The organism is Cognatundibacterium rugosum, from assembly GCF_014284365.1.
In the GTDB taxonomy this organism is placed as follows: Bacteria; Pseudomonadota; Gammaproteobacteria; order Burkholderiales; family Burkholderiaceae_D; genus Undibacterium; species Undibacterium rugosum.
Genome location: NZ_JACOGG010000006.1, coordinates 54,675 through 71,292, shown reverse-complemented (window position 1 = coordinate 71,292; position 16,618 = coordinate 54,675). Strand labels below are relative to the sequence as shown.

The 16,618-nt window shown below is 52.5% G+C and carries 16 protein-coding genes; 9 read left to right on the top strand and 7 right to left on the bottom strand.

The genetic code is table 11. From position 1 onward, the window contains the following. Nucleotides 1-25 precede the first annotated feature (25 nt). The 6 genes from H8K47_RS07295 to H8K47_RS07270 all read left to right on the top strand — a co-directional run bounded on the left by H8K47_RS07295 (nucleotide 26) and on the right by H8K47_RS07270 (nucleotide 4,917). Nucleotides 26-721, top strand: a complete 696-nt coding sequence (locus H8K47_RS07295; RefSeq protein ID WP_408057844.1) for a YqgE/AlgH family protein — start codon at nucleotides 26-28, stop codon at nucleotides 719-721. Beyond that, nucleotides 721-1,116, top strand: coding sequence for a Holliday junction resolvase RuvX (gene ruvX, locus H8K47_RS07290; RefSeq protein ID WP_186880749.1), 396 nt, complete (start codon nucleotides 721-723; stop codon nucleotides 1,114-1,116). Before H8K47_RS07295 ends, ruvX begins: the two co-directional genes overlap by 1 nt. Next, nucleotides 1,113-1,631, top strand: a complete 519-nt coding sequence (pyrR, locus tag H8K47_RS07285; protein ID WP_186880748.1) for a bifunctional pyr operon transcriptional regulator/uracil phosphoribosyltransferase PyrR — start codon at nucleotides 1,113-1,115, stop codon at nucleotides 1,629-1,631. The genes ruvX and pyrR overlap by 4 nt, the downstream gene beginning before the upstream one ends. Next, nucleotides 1,624-2,598 carry an aspartate carbamoyltransferase catalytic subunit gene (locus H8K47_RS07280; RefSeq protein WP_162020382.1) on the top strand — a complete coding sequence of 325 codons (975 nt, stop codon included), beginning with the start codon at nucleotides 1,624-1,626 and terminating at the stop codon, nucleotides 2,596-2,598. The genes pyrR and H8K47_RS07280 overlap by 8 nt, the downstream gene beginning before the upstream one ends. 10 nt (nucleotides 2,599-2,608) lie before the next feature. Next, nucleotides 2,609-3,898 carry a dihydroorotase gene (locus tag H8K47_RS07275; RefSeq protein ID WP_186880747.1) on the top strand — a complete coding sequence of 430 codons (1,290 nt, stop codon included), beginning with the start codon at nucleotides 2,609-2,611 and terminating at the stop codon, nucleotides 3,896-3,898. Nucleotides 3,899-4,176: 278 nt separating this feature from the next. Beyond that, nucleotides 4,177-4,917 carry a lysophospholipid acyltransferase family protein gene (locus H8K47_RS07270; protein WP_186880746.1) on the top strand — a complete coding sequence of 247 codons (741 nt, stop codon included), beginning with the start codon at nucleotides 4,177-4,179 and terminating at the stop codon, nucleotides 4,915-4,917. 25 nt (nucleotides 4,918-4,942) lie between these two features. On the opposite strand, the gene H8K47_RS07265 is transcribed toward H8K47_RS07270, so the two are convergent. The 7 genes from H8K47_RS07265 to H8K47_RS07235 form a co-directional block, all read right to left on the bottom strand. Continuing rightward, nucleotides 4,943-5,653 (bottom strand): hypothetical protein, encoded by a 711-nt coding sequence (locus H8K47_RS07265; RefSeq protein ID WP_186880745.1) that lies wholly within the window; start codon nucleotides 5,651-5,653, stop codon nucleotides 4,943-4,945. Beyond that, nucleotides 5,650-8,382: a DUF1631 family protein gene (locus H8K47_RS07260; RefSeq protein WP_186880744.1), complete on the bottom strand. Its 2,733-nt coding sequence runs from the start codon at nucleotides 8,380-8,382 to the stop codon at nucleotides 5,650-5,652. Before H8K47_RS07260 ends, H8K47_RS07265 begins: the two co-directional genes overlap by 4 nt. 295 nt (nucleotides 8,383-8,677) lie before the next feature. Beyond that, on the bottom strand, nucleotides 8,678-9,289 hold the full coding sequence (locus H8K47_RS07255; RefSeq protein WP_186880743.1) for an acyl carrier protein phosphodiesterase: 612 nt from the start codon (nucleotides 9,287-9,289) through the stop codon (nucleotides 8,678-8,680). Nucleotides 9,290-9,339: 50 nt separating this feature from the next. Continuing rightward, nucleotides 9,340-10,203 carry a symmetrical bis(5'-nucleosyl)-tetraphosphatase gene (locus H8K47_RS07250; RefSeq protein WP_186880742.1) on the bottom strand — a complete coding sequence of 288 codons (864 nt, stop codon included), beginning with the start codon at nucleotides 10,201-10,203 and terminating at the stop codon, nucleotides 9,340-9,342. Then, nucleotides 10,200-11,306, bottom strand: a complete 1,107-nt coding sequence (gene hemH / locus H8K47_RS07245; protein ID WP_186880741.1) for a ferrochelatase — start codon at nucleotides 11,304-11,306, stop codon at nucleotides 10,200-10,202. The genes H8K47_RS07250 and hemH overlap by 4 nt, the downstream gene beginning before the upstream one ends. Before the next feature lie 103 nt (nucleotides 11,307-11,409). After that, the gene (gene recN, locus H8K47_RS07240; RefSeq protein ID WP_186880740.1) at nucleotides 11,410-13,056 is read right to left on the bottom strand and encodes a DNA repair protein RecN; all 1,647 of its coding nucleotides are present in this window, start codon (nucleotides 13,054-13,056) and stop codon (nucleotides 11,410-11,412) included. A gap of 201 nt (nucleotides 13,057-13,257) precedes the next feature. After that, on the bottom strand, nucleotides 13,258-14,151 hold the full coding sequence (locus H8K47_RS07235) for an NAD kinase (protein ID WP_186880739.1): 894 nt from the start codon (nucleotides 14,149-14,151) through the stop codon (nucleotides 13,258-13,260). A 163-nt stretch (nucleotides 14,152-14,314) separates the two neighbouring features. On the opposite strand from H8K47_RS07235, the gene H8K47_RS07230 reads away from it, so the two are divergent. The 3 genes from H8K47_RS07230 (at nucleotide 14,315) to H8K47_RS07220 (ending at nucleotide 16,557) form a co-directional block, all read left to right on the top strand. Continuing rightward, a complete protein-coding gene (locus H8K47_RS07230; RefSeq protein ID WP_186880738.1) occupies nucleotides 14,315-15,016 on the top strand; it encodes an HAD family hydrolase in 702 nt (233 codons plus the stop codon). A gap of 72 nt (nucleotides 15,017-15,088) precedes the next feature. Then, nucleotides 15,089-16,108: a heat-inducible transcriptional repressor HrcA gene (hrcA, locus tag H8K47_RS07225; protein ID WP_186880874.1), complete on the top strand. Its 1,020-nt coding sequence runs from the start codon at nucleotides 15,089-15,091 to the stop codon at nucleotides 16,106-16,108. A gap of 65 nt (nucleotides 16,109-16,173) precedes the next feature. Continuing rightward, nucleotides 16,174-16,557: a response regulator gene (locus H8K47_RS07220; protein WP_186880737.1), complete on the top strand. Its 384-nt coding sequence runs from the start codon at nucleotides 16,174-16,176 to the stop codon at nucleotides 16,555-16,557. Nucleotides 16,558-16,618 lie beyond the last annotated feature (61 nt).

The following is a 16,618-nucleotide window of genomic DNA, read 5'->3' as shown; positions in this document are numbered from 1 at the left end:
GAAAAAGCACGCTAAAACTGCTAAAATGGCGGCTATGGTGAAGCACACAAAATCCCTCCAAAACGAATCCCAGGACGACAATACTGCGTCTGCTCCGGTTGTTTCTGAGCCCGGTGGTCCGCTTTCTTCTGAAGCCGCTACTGCAACAACTACAGAATTAAATCTGAGTAATCACTTTCTGATTGCGATGCCTTCTTTGCAAGACCCGGTCTTTGCCGGTGCGGTGGTCTATCTGTGCGAGCACAATCCGCGCGGTGCAATGGGGCTGGTGATCAACCGCCCCACCGACCTGAATGTGGCGGGTTTATTCGAACGCATTGATCTCAAGCTGGAAAATATTCCTGACTCGCATCCTATGGGCAAACATGCTGTGATGTTTGGTGGGCCGGTGCAGGACGACCGTGGTTTTGTCCTGCATGCCCCGGCTGGAGAATACAACTCATCACTTAAGGTGACGGCAGAAGTGGCCTTCACTACCTCACGCGATGTACTCGAGGCGGTAGCGGCAGGTGACGGTCCGGAAAAAGTACTGATCAGCGTTGGATATGCGGGTTGGGGTGCCGGACAACTGGAAAAAGAATTACTGGCCAATAGCTGGCTCACAGTGCCAGCCCGGACGGACATCCTGTTTGATCTTCCGCTGGAGGAGCGCTATCAGGCTGCGATCCGTTTATTAGGCATCGATCCCTGGATGCTGACAGCTGAAGCGGGGCATGCCTGATGACGATTGCTGAAGGTTGCATACTCGCATTTGACTTTGGATTGAAGCGGATAGGCGTCGCAGTCGGTAATACCTTGCTGCGTCAGGCTGAAGCATTACAGATTATTCACGCGCCCGGCAATGATGCGAAATTCGCCGCCTTGAGCAAGCTGATACAACAATGGCAACCGGTGTTATGTGTTGTCGGTCTGCCCAAACATCCCGATGGCAGTGAGCATGAAATGAGCGTGCGTTGTCAGCGTTTTGCGAATCAGCTCAATGGCCGCTATGGCGTACCAGTCGTGTTGGTCGATGAACGTTACACTTCCGCAGTCCTGCACGCACAACGCGGTGAGCACATCGATGACGATGCCGCCGCCCTGATTCTGCAACAATACTTTGATGAGACACCATGAGTACATCTACTCCTACACTTATGCTGGATGCAGAGGCGCTGTATGCGCAATTACTGCAGCAGATACAACAGGCTTTTCCCGATCCTTCCGGACTGGCGGTGGTGGGCATTTATTCTGGCGGTGCCTGGATCGCTGAGCGTCTCGCACGTGACCTGGGCTTGACTACACCGGCTGGCATGATTGATGTTTCGTTCTATCGTGATGATTATGCGGCTAAAGGCTTACATGCCGAAGTCCGTCCTACCCAGATCAGCTTTGCAGTCGATGCGGCGCAGATTATCCTGGTCGACGATGTGTTGTATACCGGCCGTACCACGCGTGCTGCGATGAATGAATTATTTGATTACGGCCGTCCGGCCCGCATTATGCTGGCTGCGCTGGTTGATCGCGGTGGCCGTGAATTGCCGGTTGCTGCCGATTTCGTTGCCCATGTTGCCGCCTTTGAACCAGCTGTCTCTGTCAATCTGCACCGCGCAGACGATGGCCTCTTGAGTATCTCTATCGACCATGCATAATCCTCAGCTCAATAAACACGGCGAACTCCAGCATTTGCTGACTATCGAAGGTTTGCCAAAATCCATCATCTACCACATTCTGGATACGGCTTCTTCTTTCGTCAGTATCAGTGACCGCGAAGTGAAAAAAGTCCCGCTGCTGCGTGGTAAAAGCGTGTTCAATCTGTTCTTTGAGAACTCCACCCGCACCCGCACTACCTTTGAAATCGCCTCCAAACGTTTGTCTGCCGATGTGATTAACCTCAATATCGCGGCCTCCAGTACCAGCAAGGGCGAATCTCTGCTTGATACGATAGACAATTTGGCGGCCATGCATGCTGATATGTTTGTGGTGCGCCATGCGACTTCAGGCGCGCCTTTTCTGATTGCCAAGCATCTCAATGACACGCGTCAGCATCATGTACACGTGGTGAATGCCGGAGATGGTCGTCATGCGCACCCGACTCAGGGGCTGCTCGACATGTACACCATCCGTCACTATAAAAAAGATTTCAATAATCTGACGGTAGCTATCGTCGGTGACGTATTGCACAGCCGGGTAGCACGTTCCGATATCCATGCCCTGACCACACTGGGTGTGCCGGAAGTGCGTGTGATTGGCCCGCGTACTTTGTTACCTGGCGGTCTGGAACAAATGGGTGTGCGCGTGTTCCACGACATGAATGAAGGACTCAAGGGTGTGGATGTGATCATCATGTTGCGCTTGCAAAATGAGCGTATGAGCGGTGCTTTGCTGCCGTCTGCACAAGAATATTTCAAGAGCTACGGACTGACACCGGAACGTCTGGCGCTGGCAAAACCGGATGCCATTGTGATGCATCCGGGGCCGATGAACCGTGGTGTGGAAATTGACTCAGCCGTCGCCGATGGTCCCCAGGCTGTGATACTGCCACAAGTGACTTTCGGTATCGCCGTCCGTATGGCGGTAATGAGCATTGTTGCTGGTAACAGTGGTGGCGATGCCTGAGGAGATGAGCATGCAAATACAGATTAAAAATGGCCGCGTGATTGACCCGGCAAGCAACACAGATGCGGTGCAGGATGTGTTTATCGCAGATGGAAAAATTGTCGCACTCGGCAGCGCACCGGCAGGCTTTGCAGCTGATCGCACGATGGATGCGAGTGGTCTGGTGCTGGCGCCGGGCCTGGTGGATTTGAGTGCGCGCTTGCGCGAACCCGGTTTTGAATACAAGGCCACACTGGAATCCGAATTACAGGCTGCAATGCGCGGTGGCGTGACCAGTCTGGTCTGTCCACCGGATACCGATCCGGTACTGGATGAGTCCGGTCTGGTAGAAATGCTCAAGCAGCGTGCTCACACGCAGCACAAAGCGCATGTGTATCCGCTGGGGGCACTGACCATAGGCCTGAAAGGCGAGTCCCTGACTGAGATGGCGGCCTTGACTGAAGCCGGCTGTATCGGTTTTTCCCAAGCAGAACATCCGATCGCAGATACGAATACGCTGCAACGCGCTTTGCAGTATGCGAGCACCTTTGGTTACACCGTCTGGTTACGGCCGCAGGATGCGTATATCGGACGTGGTGGCGTCGCACACGCCGGGCCGTTGGCATCGCGCCTGGGCTTATCCGGCGTACCGGTCATGGCAGAGACCATCGCTTTGCATACCTTGTTTGAACTGATGCGCGCAACCGGCGCCAAAGTCCATGTCTGCCGCATTTCTTCTGCAGCCGGGCTGGAACTGATACGTCAGGCGAAAAAAGAAGGTTTGCCTCTGAGCTGTGATGTGAGCGCGCACCATGTGCATATGACCGATGCGGATATCGGCTTCTTTGATTCCAATGCACGTATCGATCCACCTTTACGTAGTCAGCGTGACCGTGACGCGATCAAAACTGCACTGCAAGATGGCACGATTGATGCCATTTGTTCGGATCACACGCCGGTCGACGATGACGAAAAACTGCTGCCGTTTGCCGAAGCATCACCGGGTGCAACCGGTCTGGAGTTACTGTTGTCGTTGGCCTTGAAATGGGCCGAAGACAGTCGCGATGAAGTCCGTATCGCGACTGCGATCCGTAAAATCACCAGTGATGCTGCGAAGGTGGCGGGCATTGCTGGCGGCAGACTGCAAGTCGGTGCTGATGCTGACATCTGCGTGTTCGATCCGGATACTCGCTGGAAAGTACAGGCTTCCAGCTTGCTCAGTCAGGGCAAACACACGCCTTTTCTGGGTTACGAATTACCGGGGCAGGTCAGAATGACGATGGTAGCTGGTCGCATCGCCTACGAATACAGCCCACGCTAATTCACAGTGATAACGCCGGAGTACGGCTGGGCTCCGGCGTTTCATTTTCAGCGTTTGCAAGGTGCTCCGGGGTTTCCGGGTAGAGCGATGCTCAGCCTTTGGTGTGATGCCGCTTCAGTGTTCGAGCTGATCTGGCCAGGTCAGGCCGAGCTTCCTGTTCTCATGCAGACAGAAAAAATCGCTTGCTTTACAACAATTGCATCTTAATGCTGGCGTGAATTCTGTTTTATCGTAAATAATTTAGTTTTTCCTCTCCCTGGCGGGTTGGTGAGTCCAGTATGATCGTTTGGCATTTTTTTCGGGTCTTTATTCACCTGCTCGCAGGTTTGTTCACCTGTGGATTGTTGTTTCCGTTTTCCTCTCCTGCCACGCAAGAGAAACTGATACGGCGCTGGTCCAGAAAGCTGCTGGCTATCTGCACAGTGGACGTGGTGTTTGATGACCGTTCCCAGGGTTTACATGCTGAGCCAGCCATGATTGTTTCTAATCATGTGTCCTGGCTCGATATCTTTGTCATCAATACTCTGCATCCCTGCCATTTTGTCGCAAAGTCGGATATACGCTCCTGGCCGCTGATAGGCTGGCTGTGTGAAAAAGCCGGGACGATCTTTCTGGCGCGTGGCAAACAACGCGAAGTGCGTCGTATTTACGAGGGCTTGGTTCACCAGATCCAGGCGGGCAAACGCATCGCTTTTTTCCCCGAGGGTACGACCGCCGCGCAGGGCACAGTGTTACCTTTTCATGCCAATCTGTTTGAAGCCGCTATTGAAGCGCAGGTACCGGTACAGCCTTTCGTGATTCGTTATGTGGACATGCAAGGAGAGTTCCATCCGGCAGCGAATTTTATCGGCGACATGACTTTCGTTGACAGTATGCGTGAAATTCTGAAAGCGCCAAAAATGCGTGCTGAGCTGATACGTTTGCCAGCCATACCTACCCGCGATGCACATCGTCGTGACATCGCGCTACAAGCCAGAACGGCAGCACAACAGGCTTTACATATAGCGGAAACGGTTTGAGTTTTGGTTTTACGCTGAAATTCGCTTAATTGAAACGACACTTGCCGCTGAGTGCGGCTTTTGCGACAAACGGCAATGCCGCTAAGCCTGTAAAGGAAATGCCGCCCGCTTTAGCAGGTGCAAATTTCAGTGCATCCTGCCCCGTGCAAGGTGGAAGTGTGGCTTGCTGCAATTGTTGTTGTGTACGTTCGCTGTTGCTCAGTGGCCGGGGTTGCAGCGAGTGACCGGAGGCCTGTGCCATTTTCTGTATATCGGTTCTGGCATCACGCACGGCAACGCGCAGACTATCCGGATTCAATAATTGGCTGCGTGGTGCCGCATAGATGTCCGTGTCAGAAAGCGTTTGCTGCTGAACGCTTGGTGACGCATCCGGAATACTCTGTGGGTCCACTTCGGGATGATGGCTGTCAGCACCACTCTGCGCAGGCAGCGTATTCCGGTGCTGCTGCATACCAATGCCACCCGGTTGATGCGGTTCGTCGAGACTGCTGGTTGCTGCTGCCCTGGGCGATGACTGGACGCTTGTTTCGCGATGCACTTTCGCTACTTCGCGTACCCATACCCATACCTGCAGCTCTGCGTGTTTCTGACTCAGCGGCAGAATGCCGGGGCTGATTTGCAGTGCGGTCAGCAGCAAATAGCAAATGCCTGCGGCAGCGATCGCTGTACCGAGTCGTTGTTGCCAGTTGCGGGTACTCAGCGGCGCCGTGTTCTCATACCACATCAGTTTCATCATGCGACAGGGGTGTCGAGCATATCGGCATTGGTCAGCAAGGCTTGTACCGCACGTTCAAACAGGGGTTCGGCTTCCAGGAAACGTACTCTGCCATGGGCGATCATACGCCGGAACATGCGTACACTGACGACTGAGGGTTCTGGCGTACCTGCCAGACTCAACACCAGATGGTTTTGCTCGGGATCGACCCAGTTCAGTTTGCCAGAAGTCGGCTTAATCCCCAGATTCACCTCCAGGCTAACGCCACAGCGCAGCCGCTCACGTATCGTGTCATTGTTCAGTACACTATCTGCCTCAGGCAGACTGGCCAGCAATGCAGTATCCACTTCCTTATCCAGTAACTGCACCTGTATATCCAGATCCTGTATAGCCTGTTCCAGAATTTTTTGTGTTTCGCTGGCTGCCAGTTCCGCATCGATATGCTTCGAGGCCTCCGTCTGACAGGTGAAGCCCGAAAATAATTCATGCAGTGCGGGCAGTGTGTAGAGTCGCTCATTGTCGGGGCCAGGCGCAGCCCGCAATGCGCGGGTGTGGGCATCGACCAGCCAGTCCATTAACTGCTGTAATTCCGCCGGAGCGAAAGCAATATGACCCAAGCCCTCACGCAGGGTGTTCAAAATCAAAGGGAGTAACGCAAATAACTGGGTTTTATCTTCCTGCTCCAGCTTGGGCAAAATACTCCACAACAGATCCGGTACTGTGAGGCGATAGCGTATGCCGCGTTTCTCATCATTACGTTCAGCAAATTCTATCGCCTGTACCCAGCTGGTTTCGAGAAATTGTTCAAGGTAGGCATCCATATTCAAAGCATGCAGGGCCTCGTGTAACTGTGCGCTGATGTGTAACAGACGCAATGCACGGTGCTGTACGTCCTCTACCGTGTTGACAGTGATGGCGATATGTTCGTCGCTTTCGCGTAGTTTTTTGGCGATGAAGGCATCGAGTTCATCTAACATGCGGGTGAATAACAACGCGCTTTCGCTATCATCATCCAGCAAGGTTTCGACGATGCGGCAGATTTCATCGGCGATATCTGCGCCAGTTGGGTCTATCTGTTTCAAGCCAAGTGAGATGGAGCCCACCCGGTTGATCAGCATGCGGGCAGGATGGCCTTTTTGTGTTAGCAGGCTAGGGTCACGTAGGGCAACTTTCAGCACCAAAAATTGCAGACGTCCAAGCTGGGCGCGGATTTCAGCCGGTACGGTGTGGTCGCTCAGGATGAATTCGAACAGCATGGCAACCACATCGATGGTCATCTGTTCGTCGACGTCCTGCGTCATTTCATTGAGCGAGGAGCGCTGTTCGAGGATCAGATTACGGATCTCACCGTATTGGTTGAACATGTGTTCAACCGGCGTCTGAAATGCCTTTTGCAGATAATGGACAGACTGCACGATGCCGGAGACTGGTGCCGGTGGCAGATTTTCTTGCCAGCTTGCTTGTGATGTTGTTGCCTCTGCAGAACTGGTGGGCGCAGCAGCGCTGAATTCGCCATCCGGATAATTTGCCATTCCTGAGCCTGCTGGCAACAGCTCTGCGCCGTCTGCCGGATGCGATGCGGAATGGAATCGCAGTGCATCTGGAGTCTGCACTGCGTCAGCCTGTGCTGGATGTGGGGGCGCAGGTGCAAATAGCTGACGTATCGCTTTGCCGATAGAGCCTTGCTTACTCAGCCAGCCTGGATTCATGCTGGCTGTGCTTTTTGCTGGCATCTGACCCATTGCAGCCTGCGCGAGTGAGGCGGTCGTATTCATCGCCGTAGGCGTGGTTGCGGAATTGTAGAGATTGTTATTGAGCGACTGCGTTTGCGGTGCTCCGCTGGCGGCTACGCCTCTGACCTTGGCCAGCAATTGCTCCAGCCTGCCGGGTGCAGGTAAATCCATCGCGGGTGGCCTGAAATCTTCAGCTTGGCCATGCATGGCGCTCATGCTCTCTGTATGGCTGTGGTGTGCAGCTTGTATACCTGCATATTGCGCAGCATATTGAGCAGAAAATTGTTCATTCCCTTGCCCAGATGAATACGGTGCTGCTGGACTGTTGATTGTATTGGTACCCGGGAAGACAGGGGCAGGTTGGGGGGCTCCTGTTTTTCTGATTTTGAATTGCAGTTCAGCCGCGATCCCGTGTGCGGCCAGCATTTGATTGATTTTTTCGTAGATGCCCTGAATATAGCGCCGTAGTACATAGGCCAGTTGTTCATGCATGATGCGCGACAGATCGGGCTGTAACTTTAGTTCATTCAGGGCATTGGCGATACAGCGAGTCAGAATATAGGGGCGGAAAGGGTTTTCTCTCTCCTTGATGGTTTCCTGGCCAAAAATCAGTGCAATACGAATATTCAGATCCCGGATCTGATCCTCAGCTTCAGTACGAAAGTTCGCGGTAGTCTCATTCAGCATCAACTCATTTTCTAATACACTCGAATCTAGCAATGACAAACCACTGCTTTCGATACTTAGCAAGGAACTGGGCCGAAAGGTGTTATAGGTAGTCTGAAAACTGCGTGTCAGCAGCGCGTCCAGGCAGCTTTCCAGTTGCGCTAATAAGGCATCGGCTTTGCGGCTAATGGTGTAGGCGTGTAACAGATTCGCCTGCTCGGATGAAGAGCGGGCGGCCTCTGCTAATTTAAAAATATTTTCTTGCAAAGTGGGCAGGCAGTCCTTCACCGCTTGCAAAAAAGCTGCCTGAAACTGCTCGCGGGCAGCAGGCAAAAGCTCGTTCGGATCCATTACTTTCCTTCACGTCAGAACATGAATTTTCCGTTCGGCTTATTCGGACTCCCGCCTGGACTAAGGAGTAAAAATAGGCTCTGTGAAATATTGTAAAAAAAATATTGGTATAGTATAAGGTCGATGCGTACGGCTGTGTTTGTTTACGACAGGAATTCAATATTGTTGACAAGTGTTACTGAAATGAAAACATGTTTCACATAAACTACTTTAGCCTTACCAGTAGTAACACCTCCAGCTTATTTAAGCGGGCTCACAAGGTGGTCATTCTGTCAAAGGTGCAGTCAATCAATGCTCATATCCGGTCCGGATAGTGGCGCTGGATTTCGGCACGGCTGATTTCTGTGTACTGTTGTAACTGAGGGAAAAACAGCAGGAATTGTTGGTCGAAATAATCATGCGCTTCCCTGAGTACAGGTAAACCAGCGATCAGTGCATCCCCATTGCGCGACAACCGTCTGGCGGTTCTTTGCACCGCCCAGCTGACGCCATCCCAATGTGCATAGCCGCCCAGCCAGTCATGTGCCACCATATGATCGCTGATGTCACGCAGTTTGGGTGGCAGTATGGCCTGGTAATGATTGATGCCTTGGTAGAAGCTGGCGATCAGGTCCTTGCGCGGCAAAGTGCTGAAATTGCTCCAATGGGCGGAGAGCAGAAAATCGAAATATATATCGAGAAGAATGCCTGCATAGCGCCGGCTGGTGGCAGGAAACACGCTTTTCGCTGCCAGCACAGCCGGATGGCCGTCAGTGTAGCTGTCAATCAGGCGATGGATTTTGATTTCCAGATTCATTTCATCAGGAAAAACATAGCTATGCCGGATGGGAACAAAATCTCCCAAAATTCCACCTAACATGGCGGCCTGGCTATGTTGAGCCAGAAAAATATGTGCCAGAAAATTCATGAAAACTTTCGCCAGGCAGGCTTGCCATCTGAGTCCGGGCAAGTCTGGCTTTAGCTGTTTTTACCCGGTTTCTGTTGCTGAGGGCATTCTATCTGGATCACATGGTGGTCGTGCAGGCGGACAGCAGTGAGCTGACCGCCCCAGACGCAACCGGTGTCCAGGCTGATCAGATTGGGTTCTACAATCAAACCCAGGGTAGACCAATGGCCGAATACCACACATTGATCTGCTGACTGGCGTGGCAAATCAAACCATGCCTGATAGTGATCCGGCGCTGCGCGTTTGCCTTCCTTGATGGCAAAATCCATACTGCCGTCCTGACGGCAGTAGCGCATACGTGTCATGGCGTTGATGATGCAACGCCAGCGCTCTGCACCTTGCAAATCTTCACTCCAGTGATCAGGCTGATTGCCATACATGACCGCCAGAAAATCCAGCCAGTGATCAGATTGCAGTATATGACTGACCTCAGCACCCAGACTCTGTGCCTGCGCGATGCTCCAGTCTGGGAATAAACCTGCATGGATCAGCAAATGCCCTTGTTCCAGATGTGCCAGTGGACGCTGACGCAGCCAGTCGAGCAATATCTCGCGGTCTTCTGCGTGCAGGATATCCTGCAAGGTATCGGACGGATGGGGTTGGCGGATACCGTGTGCCACCGCGAGCAAGTGCAGATCGTGATTACCTAGCACTGATTCGGCCCGGCCCGCCAGTTGCAGCTCACGTATCAGGCGCAAGCTATCCAGCGACTTGGGGCCTCGGTTGACCAGATCGCCAGCAAACAGATAGCGTGCGTCTGGGGTCTGCTTCTCAGTGTGTTCCAGCAGTTCACGCAACTGATCCGCACAGCCCTGAATATCGCCGATAAAGTAGGTTGCTGCGCTGACGGAATGTGTGGCTGTGACCGTATTCACAAAGGAGCTCCGATACGTTTGGCTTCTGAACGGCTGATCAGGGCCTGCTGTTTTTGCTCGTCGCGCAGACTGACGGTCATCATCGTTGGCCAGCCGATCAAATGCTGCTCGGCGATTTCTGCCAGCGCACGTAGCCAGGATGGTGATTCATTCAAACAAGGGATGTAATTGAATTCCTTGCCACCCGCATGTAAGAAGTCTTCCCTGACTTCCATCGCAATTTCCTCCAGCGTTTCCAGGCAGTCTGCGATAAAACCGGGGCAAATCACGTCGATCCGTTTTGTGTCTTGTTGCGCTAATTCTTTCACCGCATTCGAGGTATAAGGCTGCAGCCACTCTGCGCGGCCCAGGCGGGACTGGAACGTCACCAGATACTGGTCTTTACTGAGTCCCAGTTTCTCTGCCAGTAGTCTGGCGGTTTTATAGCATTCGCAGTGATAAGGATCGCCGCGTAACAGAAATGCCTTCGGCAAACCGTGAAAGCTCATCACCAGTTTTTCAGGTCGGCCATGGGTTTGCCAGTGTTTAAGCACAGACTGGCGTAAGGCTTCGATATACGCGTCGTGATCATGGTAATTTTTGACCAGACGTAATTCTGGCACATTGCGTACTTGTTGATAGTGCTGGAACACCGCGTCAAAGTTGGATGCAGTCGTGGTGGCAGAATATTGCGGATAACCGGACAGTATCAGTATCCGTTCATAGCCTTCTGCTTTCAGCTTGTTCAGCACCGACGGAATAGACGGCGAGCCGTAACGCATGGCGTAAGTGACATGGACTTCATGGCCACGCTCACCCAGATAACCTTTGAGCAGCACTGCCTGTTTTTCGGTATGTACTTTCAGCGGTGAGCCATCCTTGGTCCAGATGGAGGCATATTTTTTGGCAGATTGTCCGGAACGGAAAGGCAGGATGATGCCATTCAATATCAGCCACCATACCGGACGTGGTACTTCCACTACGCGTCTGTCCCATAAAAACTGTTTCAGATAACGGCGCACTGCTGAACGTTCCGGCGCATCCGGTGTGCCGAGGTTAAGCAGTACCACAGCTGTTTTACCGATCTTGCCATGAGAGTAGTCGGGTTCAGGATAAAAGCGCATAGCAGTGAATAAAATAAGGTTTTCGGTTAAATGGCATCAGTAGAACTGAGCTTAGAAACTCAGCCAGGCTGCAGTTTGTGTCTTGTTTTTGCTGCTTCGCATATCAGGAGGCAAGCAGCTCGCGCGCATGTTTGCGCGTGGTGGCCGTGATTTCCAGGCCTCCGAGCATACGCGCAATTTCTTCGACGCGCTGCTTGCTGTCCAGCGCCATGATGCTGGACATCGTTTTACCACCGGCCTGCTGTTTGCTGACCTGAAAATGTTGATTGGCCTGACTCGCCACCTGTGGCAAATGGGTGACGCACAGCACCTGTCTTTCCTGGCCCAGACGTTTCAGCAAGCGACCGACCACTTCGGCCACAGCACCACCGATGCCGCTGTCGACTTCATCAAAAATCAGGGTGGGCGTTGCGGTGGCGCAGGACGTAATCACAGAAATCGCCAGCGATATCCGCGCCAGTTCGCCGCCGGACGCGACCTTGGCCAGCGGACGCGCCTGTACGCCGGTGTGGCCAGCGACTAAAAATTCCGTTTGTTCCAATCCATAAGATGCCGGTTCGCAAGGCTGCAAGGCAATCGAAAAACTGCCGCCGCGCATACTCAGATCCTGCATCGCGGTGGTGACGGCTTGTCCGAGTTGAGTCGCGATATCGCGCCGTGCATGACTGAGTTTTTTGGCCAATTCCAGATAGGCTAGTTGTGCTTTGTCTTCTTGCTGGCGCAGTGTCGCCAGATCACTGGCATCGGACAGCTGATGCAATTGTTCTGACAGAGTATCCAGTTCCAGATGCAGCTTTTCCGGCGCCACGTGGAAGCGTCGGGCTGTGCTGTGTATCACTTCCACTCTTTGCTCGACTTCACGCAGACGAACCGGGTCCAGTTCGGTGCGATTCAGATAGTCATTCAGCGCATAGCTGGTTTCCTGTAAATGGATGCAGGCCGTGTCCAGTGCATCCGTCACCGGTTTTAAGGCGCTGTCATAGGCCAGCAATTTCAGCAAACGCTGTTGAATGGAGGTGAGCTGGGACAGTATCGCGTGATCGGCATCAGAGATGGCTCCAGCTGCCTGTTGCGCGCCGTCGAGCAGGCTGACCGCATGCGCAAGTTTGCTGTGTTCCTGGCTGATTTGTTCCCATTCTCCCGCCCTGAGCTGCAGTTTGCTAAGTTCCCCGACTTGCCACTCCAGTCTTTCCCGTTCGAGCAAGACGTTTCTGGCATTGGTTTCAAATTCTTCGCGTTGCCGGGCGATGCTGCGCCAGTGCTGAAACAGGCGTGCAACCTCTGCCACTAAACCTTGCAGGCCACCCTGGCTATCGAGCAAATCGCGTTGTACTTCATTGCGCAGCAAGGCCTGATGCGCATGCTGACCATGTATGTCTATCAGCAGTTCGCCGAGTTCACGCAATTGTGTGGCCGTCGCGGTGATACCATTAATCCATGCTTTGGAGCGACCTGCATTATCGATGGTGCGGCGTAAAATCAGCTGACCATTTGCATCTGCAAACTCATGTTGCGCTAGCCATTGCTGACTGACGGCATGGGTGGAAAATTCTGCACTGATGTCCGCCTTGGCAGCACCCTCTCTGACCATGCTGGCATCGCCACGACCGCCCAGGCTCAGGCTCAGGGCATCGATCAGTATCGACTTACCGGCGCCGGTCTCACCGGTCAGGACGCTGAAGCCATGGGAAAACTCCAGTTCCAGATGGTCGACGATCACGAAATTCCGGATGGCTAAGGTACGCAGCATAGCATTCGCTTATCAATGATGGTTACTGTAGGTTGATCTGAAATTGGGTCTGAAATTGCGTTTGAAATACAGCAGCATCAGGTCGCGCTGAGATCGCTCGCAGCACTGAATACGTGCCTTAATCGGTGCGCACATTGCTGTAATGATCGCCATTATAGGTGAGTCTTGTTACCGTATGAATGCCGTGAGCAGACCGCAGCTTCAGTTGAGTGCACCGGATACCGTCGGGTATTCGTTCCAGTGCAGTTTTTCACGCAAGGTATGATAGTAGTTCCAGTCCTGAGGATGCAGGAAGGTCACGTTATGCGCCGAGCGTCTGACGATAATTTTATCGCCATGCTGCAAACTGGCAAAGGTTTGCATATCAAAGTTTACGCTGATATCGCGCCCGGCAGCGATTTCGATCACGATTTCGCTGCTGTCTGGCAGTACGATAGGGCGGTTCGATAGCGCATGTGGCGCGATCGGCACCATGACTATCCCTTGCAGACTGGGATGTAACAGCGGCCCACCGGCTGACAGGGCGTAGGCTGTCGATCCGGTCGGGGTAGAGATGATCAGACCGTCAGAGCGCTGGTTATACATAAAGTGGGTGTCGACATCGACCCGCAATTCGACCATGCCGGAACCAGCACCCCGTGATACGACGATATCGTTAAAAGCTACGCCGCTGAAAATCTGATCACCTGCGCGCACGACGATGGCTTGTAACAGCGAGCGACGTTCCGAGACGTATTTTCCATCCAGCATATCCGTCAGCACGGGTAACATGCGGTCGCGTGGAATATCGGTAATGAAACCCAAGCGGCCCTGGTTAATGCCGATCAGCGGAATGTTATATGGTGCCAGCTGGCGTGCTATGCCTAACATCGTTCCGTCGCCGCCGATGACAACCGCCGTATCTGCATTTTTTCCGATTTCAGCCACGGACATGACGGTAAACTGATCCATATGCAGATGCTGTGCAGTCTCTGCTTCGATCACGACCGCATGGCCTGCCTCATACAGAAAAGTGGCCAGCTCGCTCATGGATTCGAAGATGCCTGCGGCATTATGCTTACCAACAAGTGCAATCGTTTTTGGGTGTACAGTCATAAATTCACGTTGAGTTCTGCGCTGCTGCGGCCGGCACTGAGCTATTTGTATGCAAACAGCGCCTTTGCTAACGCCGTTTTCCAGCTATTTTTTCGAAATGCTAGGAGAGCTTGCTCAGATTAGACCATAATTCACAGAGTTTTGAATCAAATGAGTGCTGAATATGACAATAAAAGCGGTGTTGCTCGATCTGGATGACACTTTATGGCCAGTTGCACCCGTCATCCGGCACGCTGAACAAAGTCTGTATGACTGGATGTGTCTACATACCCCGGCAGTCTGTGCGGCACATAGCATAGACAGCCTGCGTCAGCGTCGCAATCAACTGGTCAGTACCGATGCGCGTTTTTCTTATAACTTATGGGCTTTACGCCATACTTTGCTGACGCAGGTATTTCGTGAACATGGCGAGCCTGAGGCAGAGGCACGCGCCGATGCGGCGATGCAGGTATTTGCCCATGCGCGCAATCAGGTACAGCTCTTCCCGGATGTACAGCCTGGTTTGCACAGCCTGGGACAGCGCTTCCGGCTTGGCACAGTGTCGAATGGATTTGCTGATCTGAACAGCATAGGTCTGGCACAGCACTTCCAGGTGTCATTGGCCGCGCACCGCTTTGGTTGTGCCAAACCCGATCCGCGCATTTTTCATGCGGCTTGCGATGCCCTAGGCGTGTTACCAGAACAGACACTGTATGTTGGTGACGATGTGCAGCTTGATGTGCTGGGGGCGCAACAAGCAGGTTTGCGTAGTGCATGGATGAATCGTCAGCCGATATCCGGGCTGCCTGCAGAATTGGCGCACATCCGTATTGATCTGCAGGTTAGCAATTTGCATGAGCTGGTGCAAATTCTTGAGAAACAATAATGTGTCCTTTAGTGTGTCCTTTTAGTGTGACCGTTAATGTGTCTTTATAACAGCTTGGTTTAGAATGACATGATGCAACTTGATATCCGTGCTCAAACTTTATTAAAAGCCTTGGTTGAACGTTATATTGCTGACGGCCAGCCGGTAGGATCGCGCGCCTTATCGCGCATTTCCGGCCTGGAGTTATCGCCAGCCACGATACGCAATGTGATGGCCGATCTGGAGGAGATGGGTTTTGTCGCCAGTCCGCATACGTCGGCTGGACGCATACCCACGCCGCGCGGTTATCGCATGTTTGTTGATGAATTGCTTACGGTGCAGGAAATCAGTGAACCTGGTTTGGAATCACGTTTGCAATCTGGTGGTATTTCTCAGCCACCGCAAAAAATTATCGCCAATGCGGCGCAGATATTGTCATCGCTATCCCAGTTTGCCGGCGTGGTGATGACACCTAAGACCGGCTCGGTATTTCAGCAGGTGGAATTTTTACGCTTGTCTGAAAAACGGATTTTGCTGGTCGTGGTGGCGCCCAATGGTGAAGTACATAACCGCCTATTGCTGACTGATGTCGATTACGCCCCATCCCAGCTGACGCAGGCGGCTAATTATCTGAATCAGAATTTCAGTGGTATCAGTTTCGATGAGGCCAGGTTACGTTTGAATGGTGAATTACGGCAGTTACAGACAGATATGACCAGGCTGATGCAGGCGGCGGTCGAGGCTGGCAGTGATGCTTTATCCGATCAGGAAGACGGCATGGTGATTTCCGGTGAGCGCAATTTACTGAATGTGCAGGACTTATCGTCGAATATGAGTTCTTTGCGTAAGTTGTTCGATATGTTTGAGCAAAAAAGCGGTCTGCTGCAATTACTGGATGTGTCGAGTAAGGCAACGGGCGTGCAGATTTTTATCGGTGGAGAGTCGCAATTAGTTCCTATGGATGAAATGAGTATTGTGACTGCACCCTATGGTGTGAATGGAAAAATAGTTGGAACTTTGGGTGTGATAGGGCCGACCAGGATGGCATATGAACGTGTGATTCCGATTGTCGATATCACTGCCAGACTGCTTTCTAACGCGTTGAGTCAATAAGTCCACTCTATTGCAGCCAACAAGCCACTGAATTGTTTTCGTATCCAATCTGAGAAACGAGAAATATGATGAGCAAAAACGTGTCTATCCTGTTGATTGACGATAATGACATCACACGCGAGGTCTTGCGTGTGGTGCTGGATGGTCAAGGCTATAACGTGGTGGGCGAAGCCACGGACGGCGGCAGCGGTCTGGATCTGGCGTTGAAGCTGAGGCCTGACATCATCCTGCTGGATGTGGTGATGCCAAAAATCAGTGGCCTGGAAATTTTACCGAAAATGAAAGACATGGTGCCCGAGGCACGTATTCTGATGGTGACTGCGAGCAAAGATCAGGAGACCATCAATGAGGCGGTGACAGCTGGCATACATGGCTTCATCGAGAAGCCATTTAATGCACAAAAAATTATAGATACCGTGGCCGGAGTCGTCGCTAAAATGGGTAAATGATGCCGCGACGGAAATAAAAATAACTAAAAGTCAAAATATTGCGCAAAGTTGGTGTACGCTG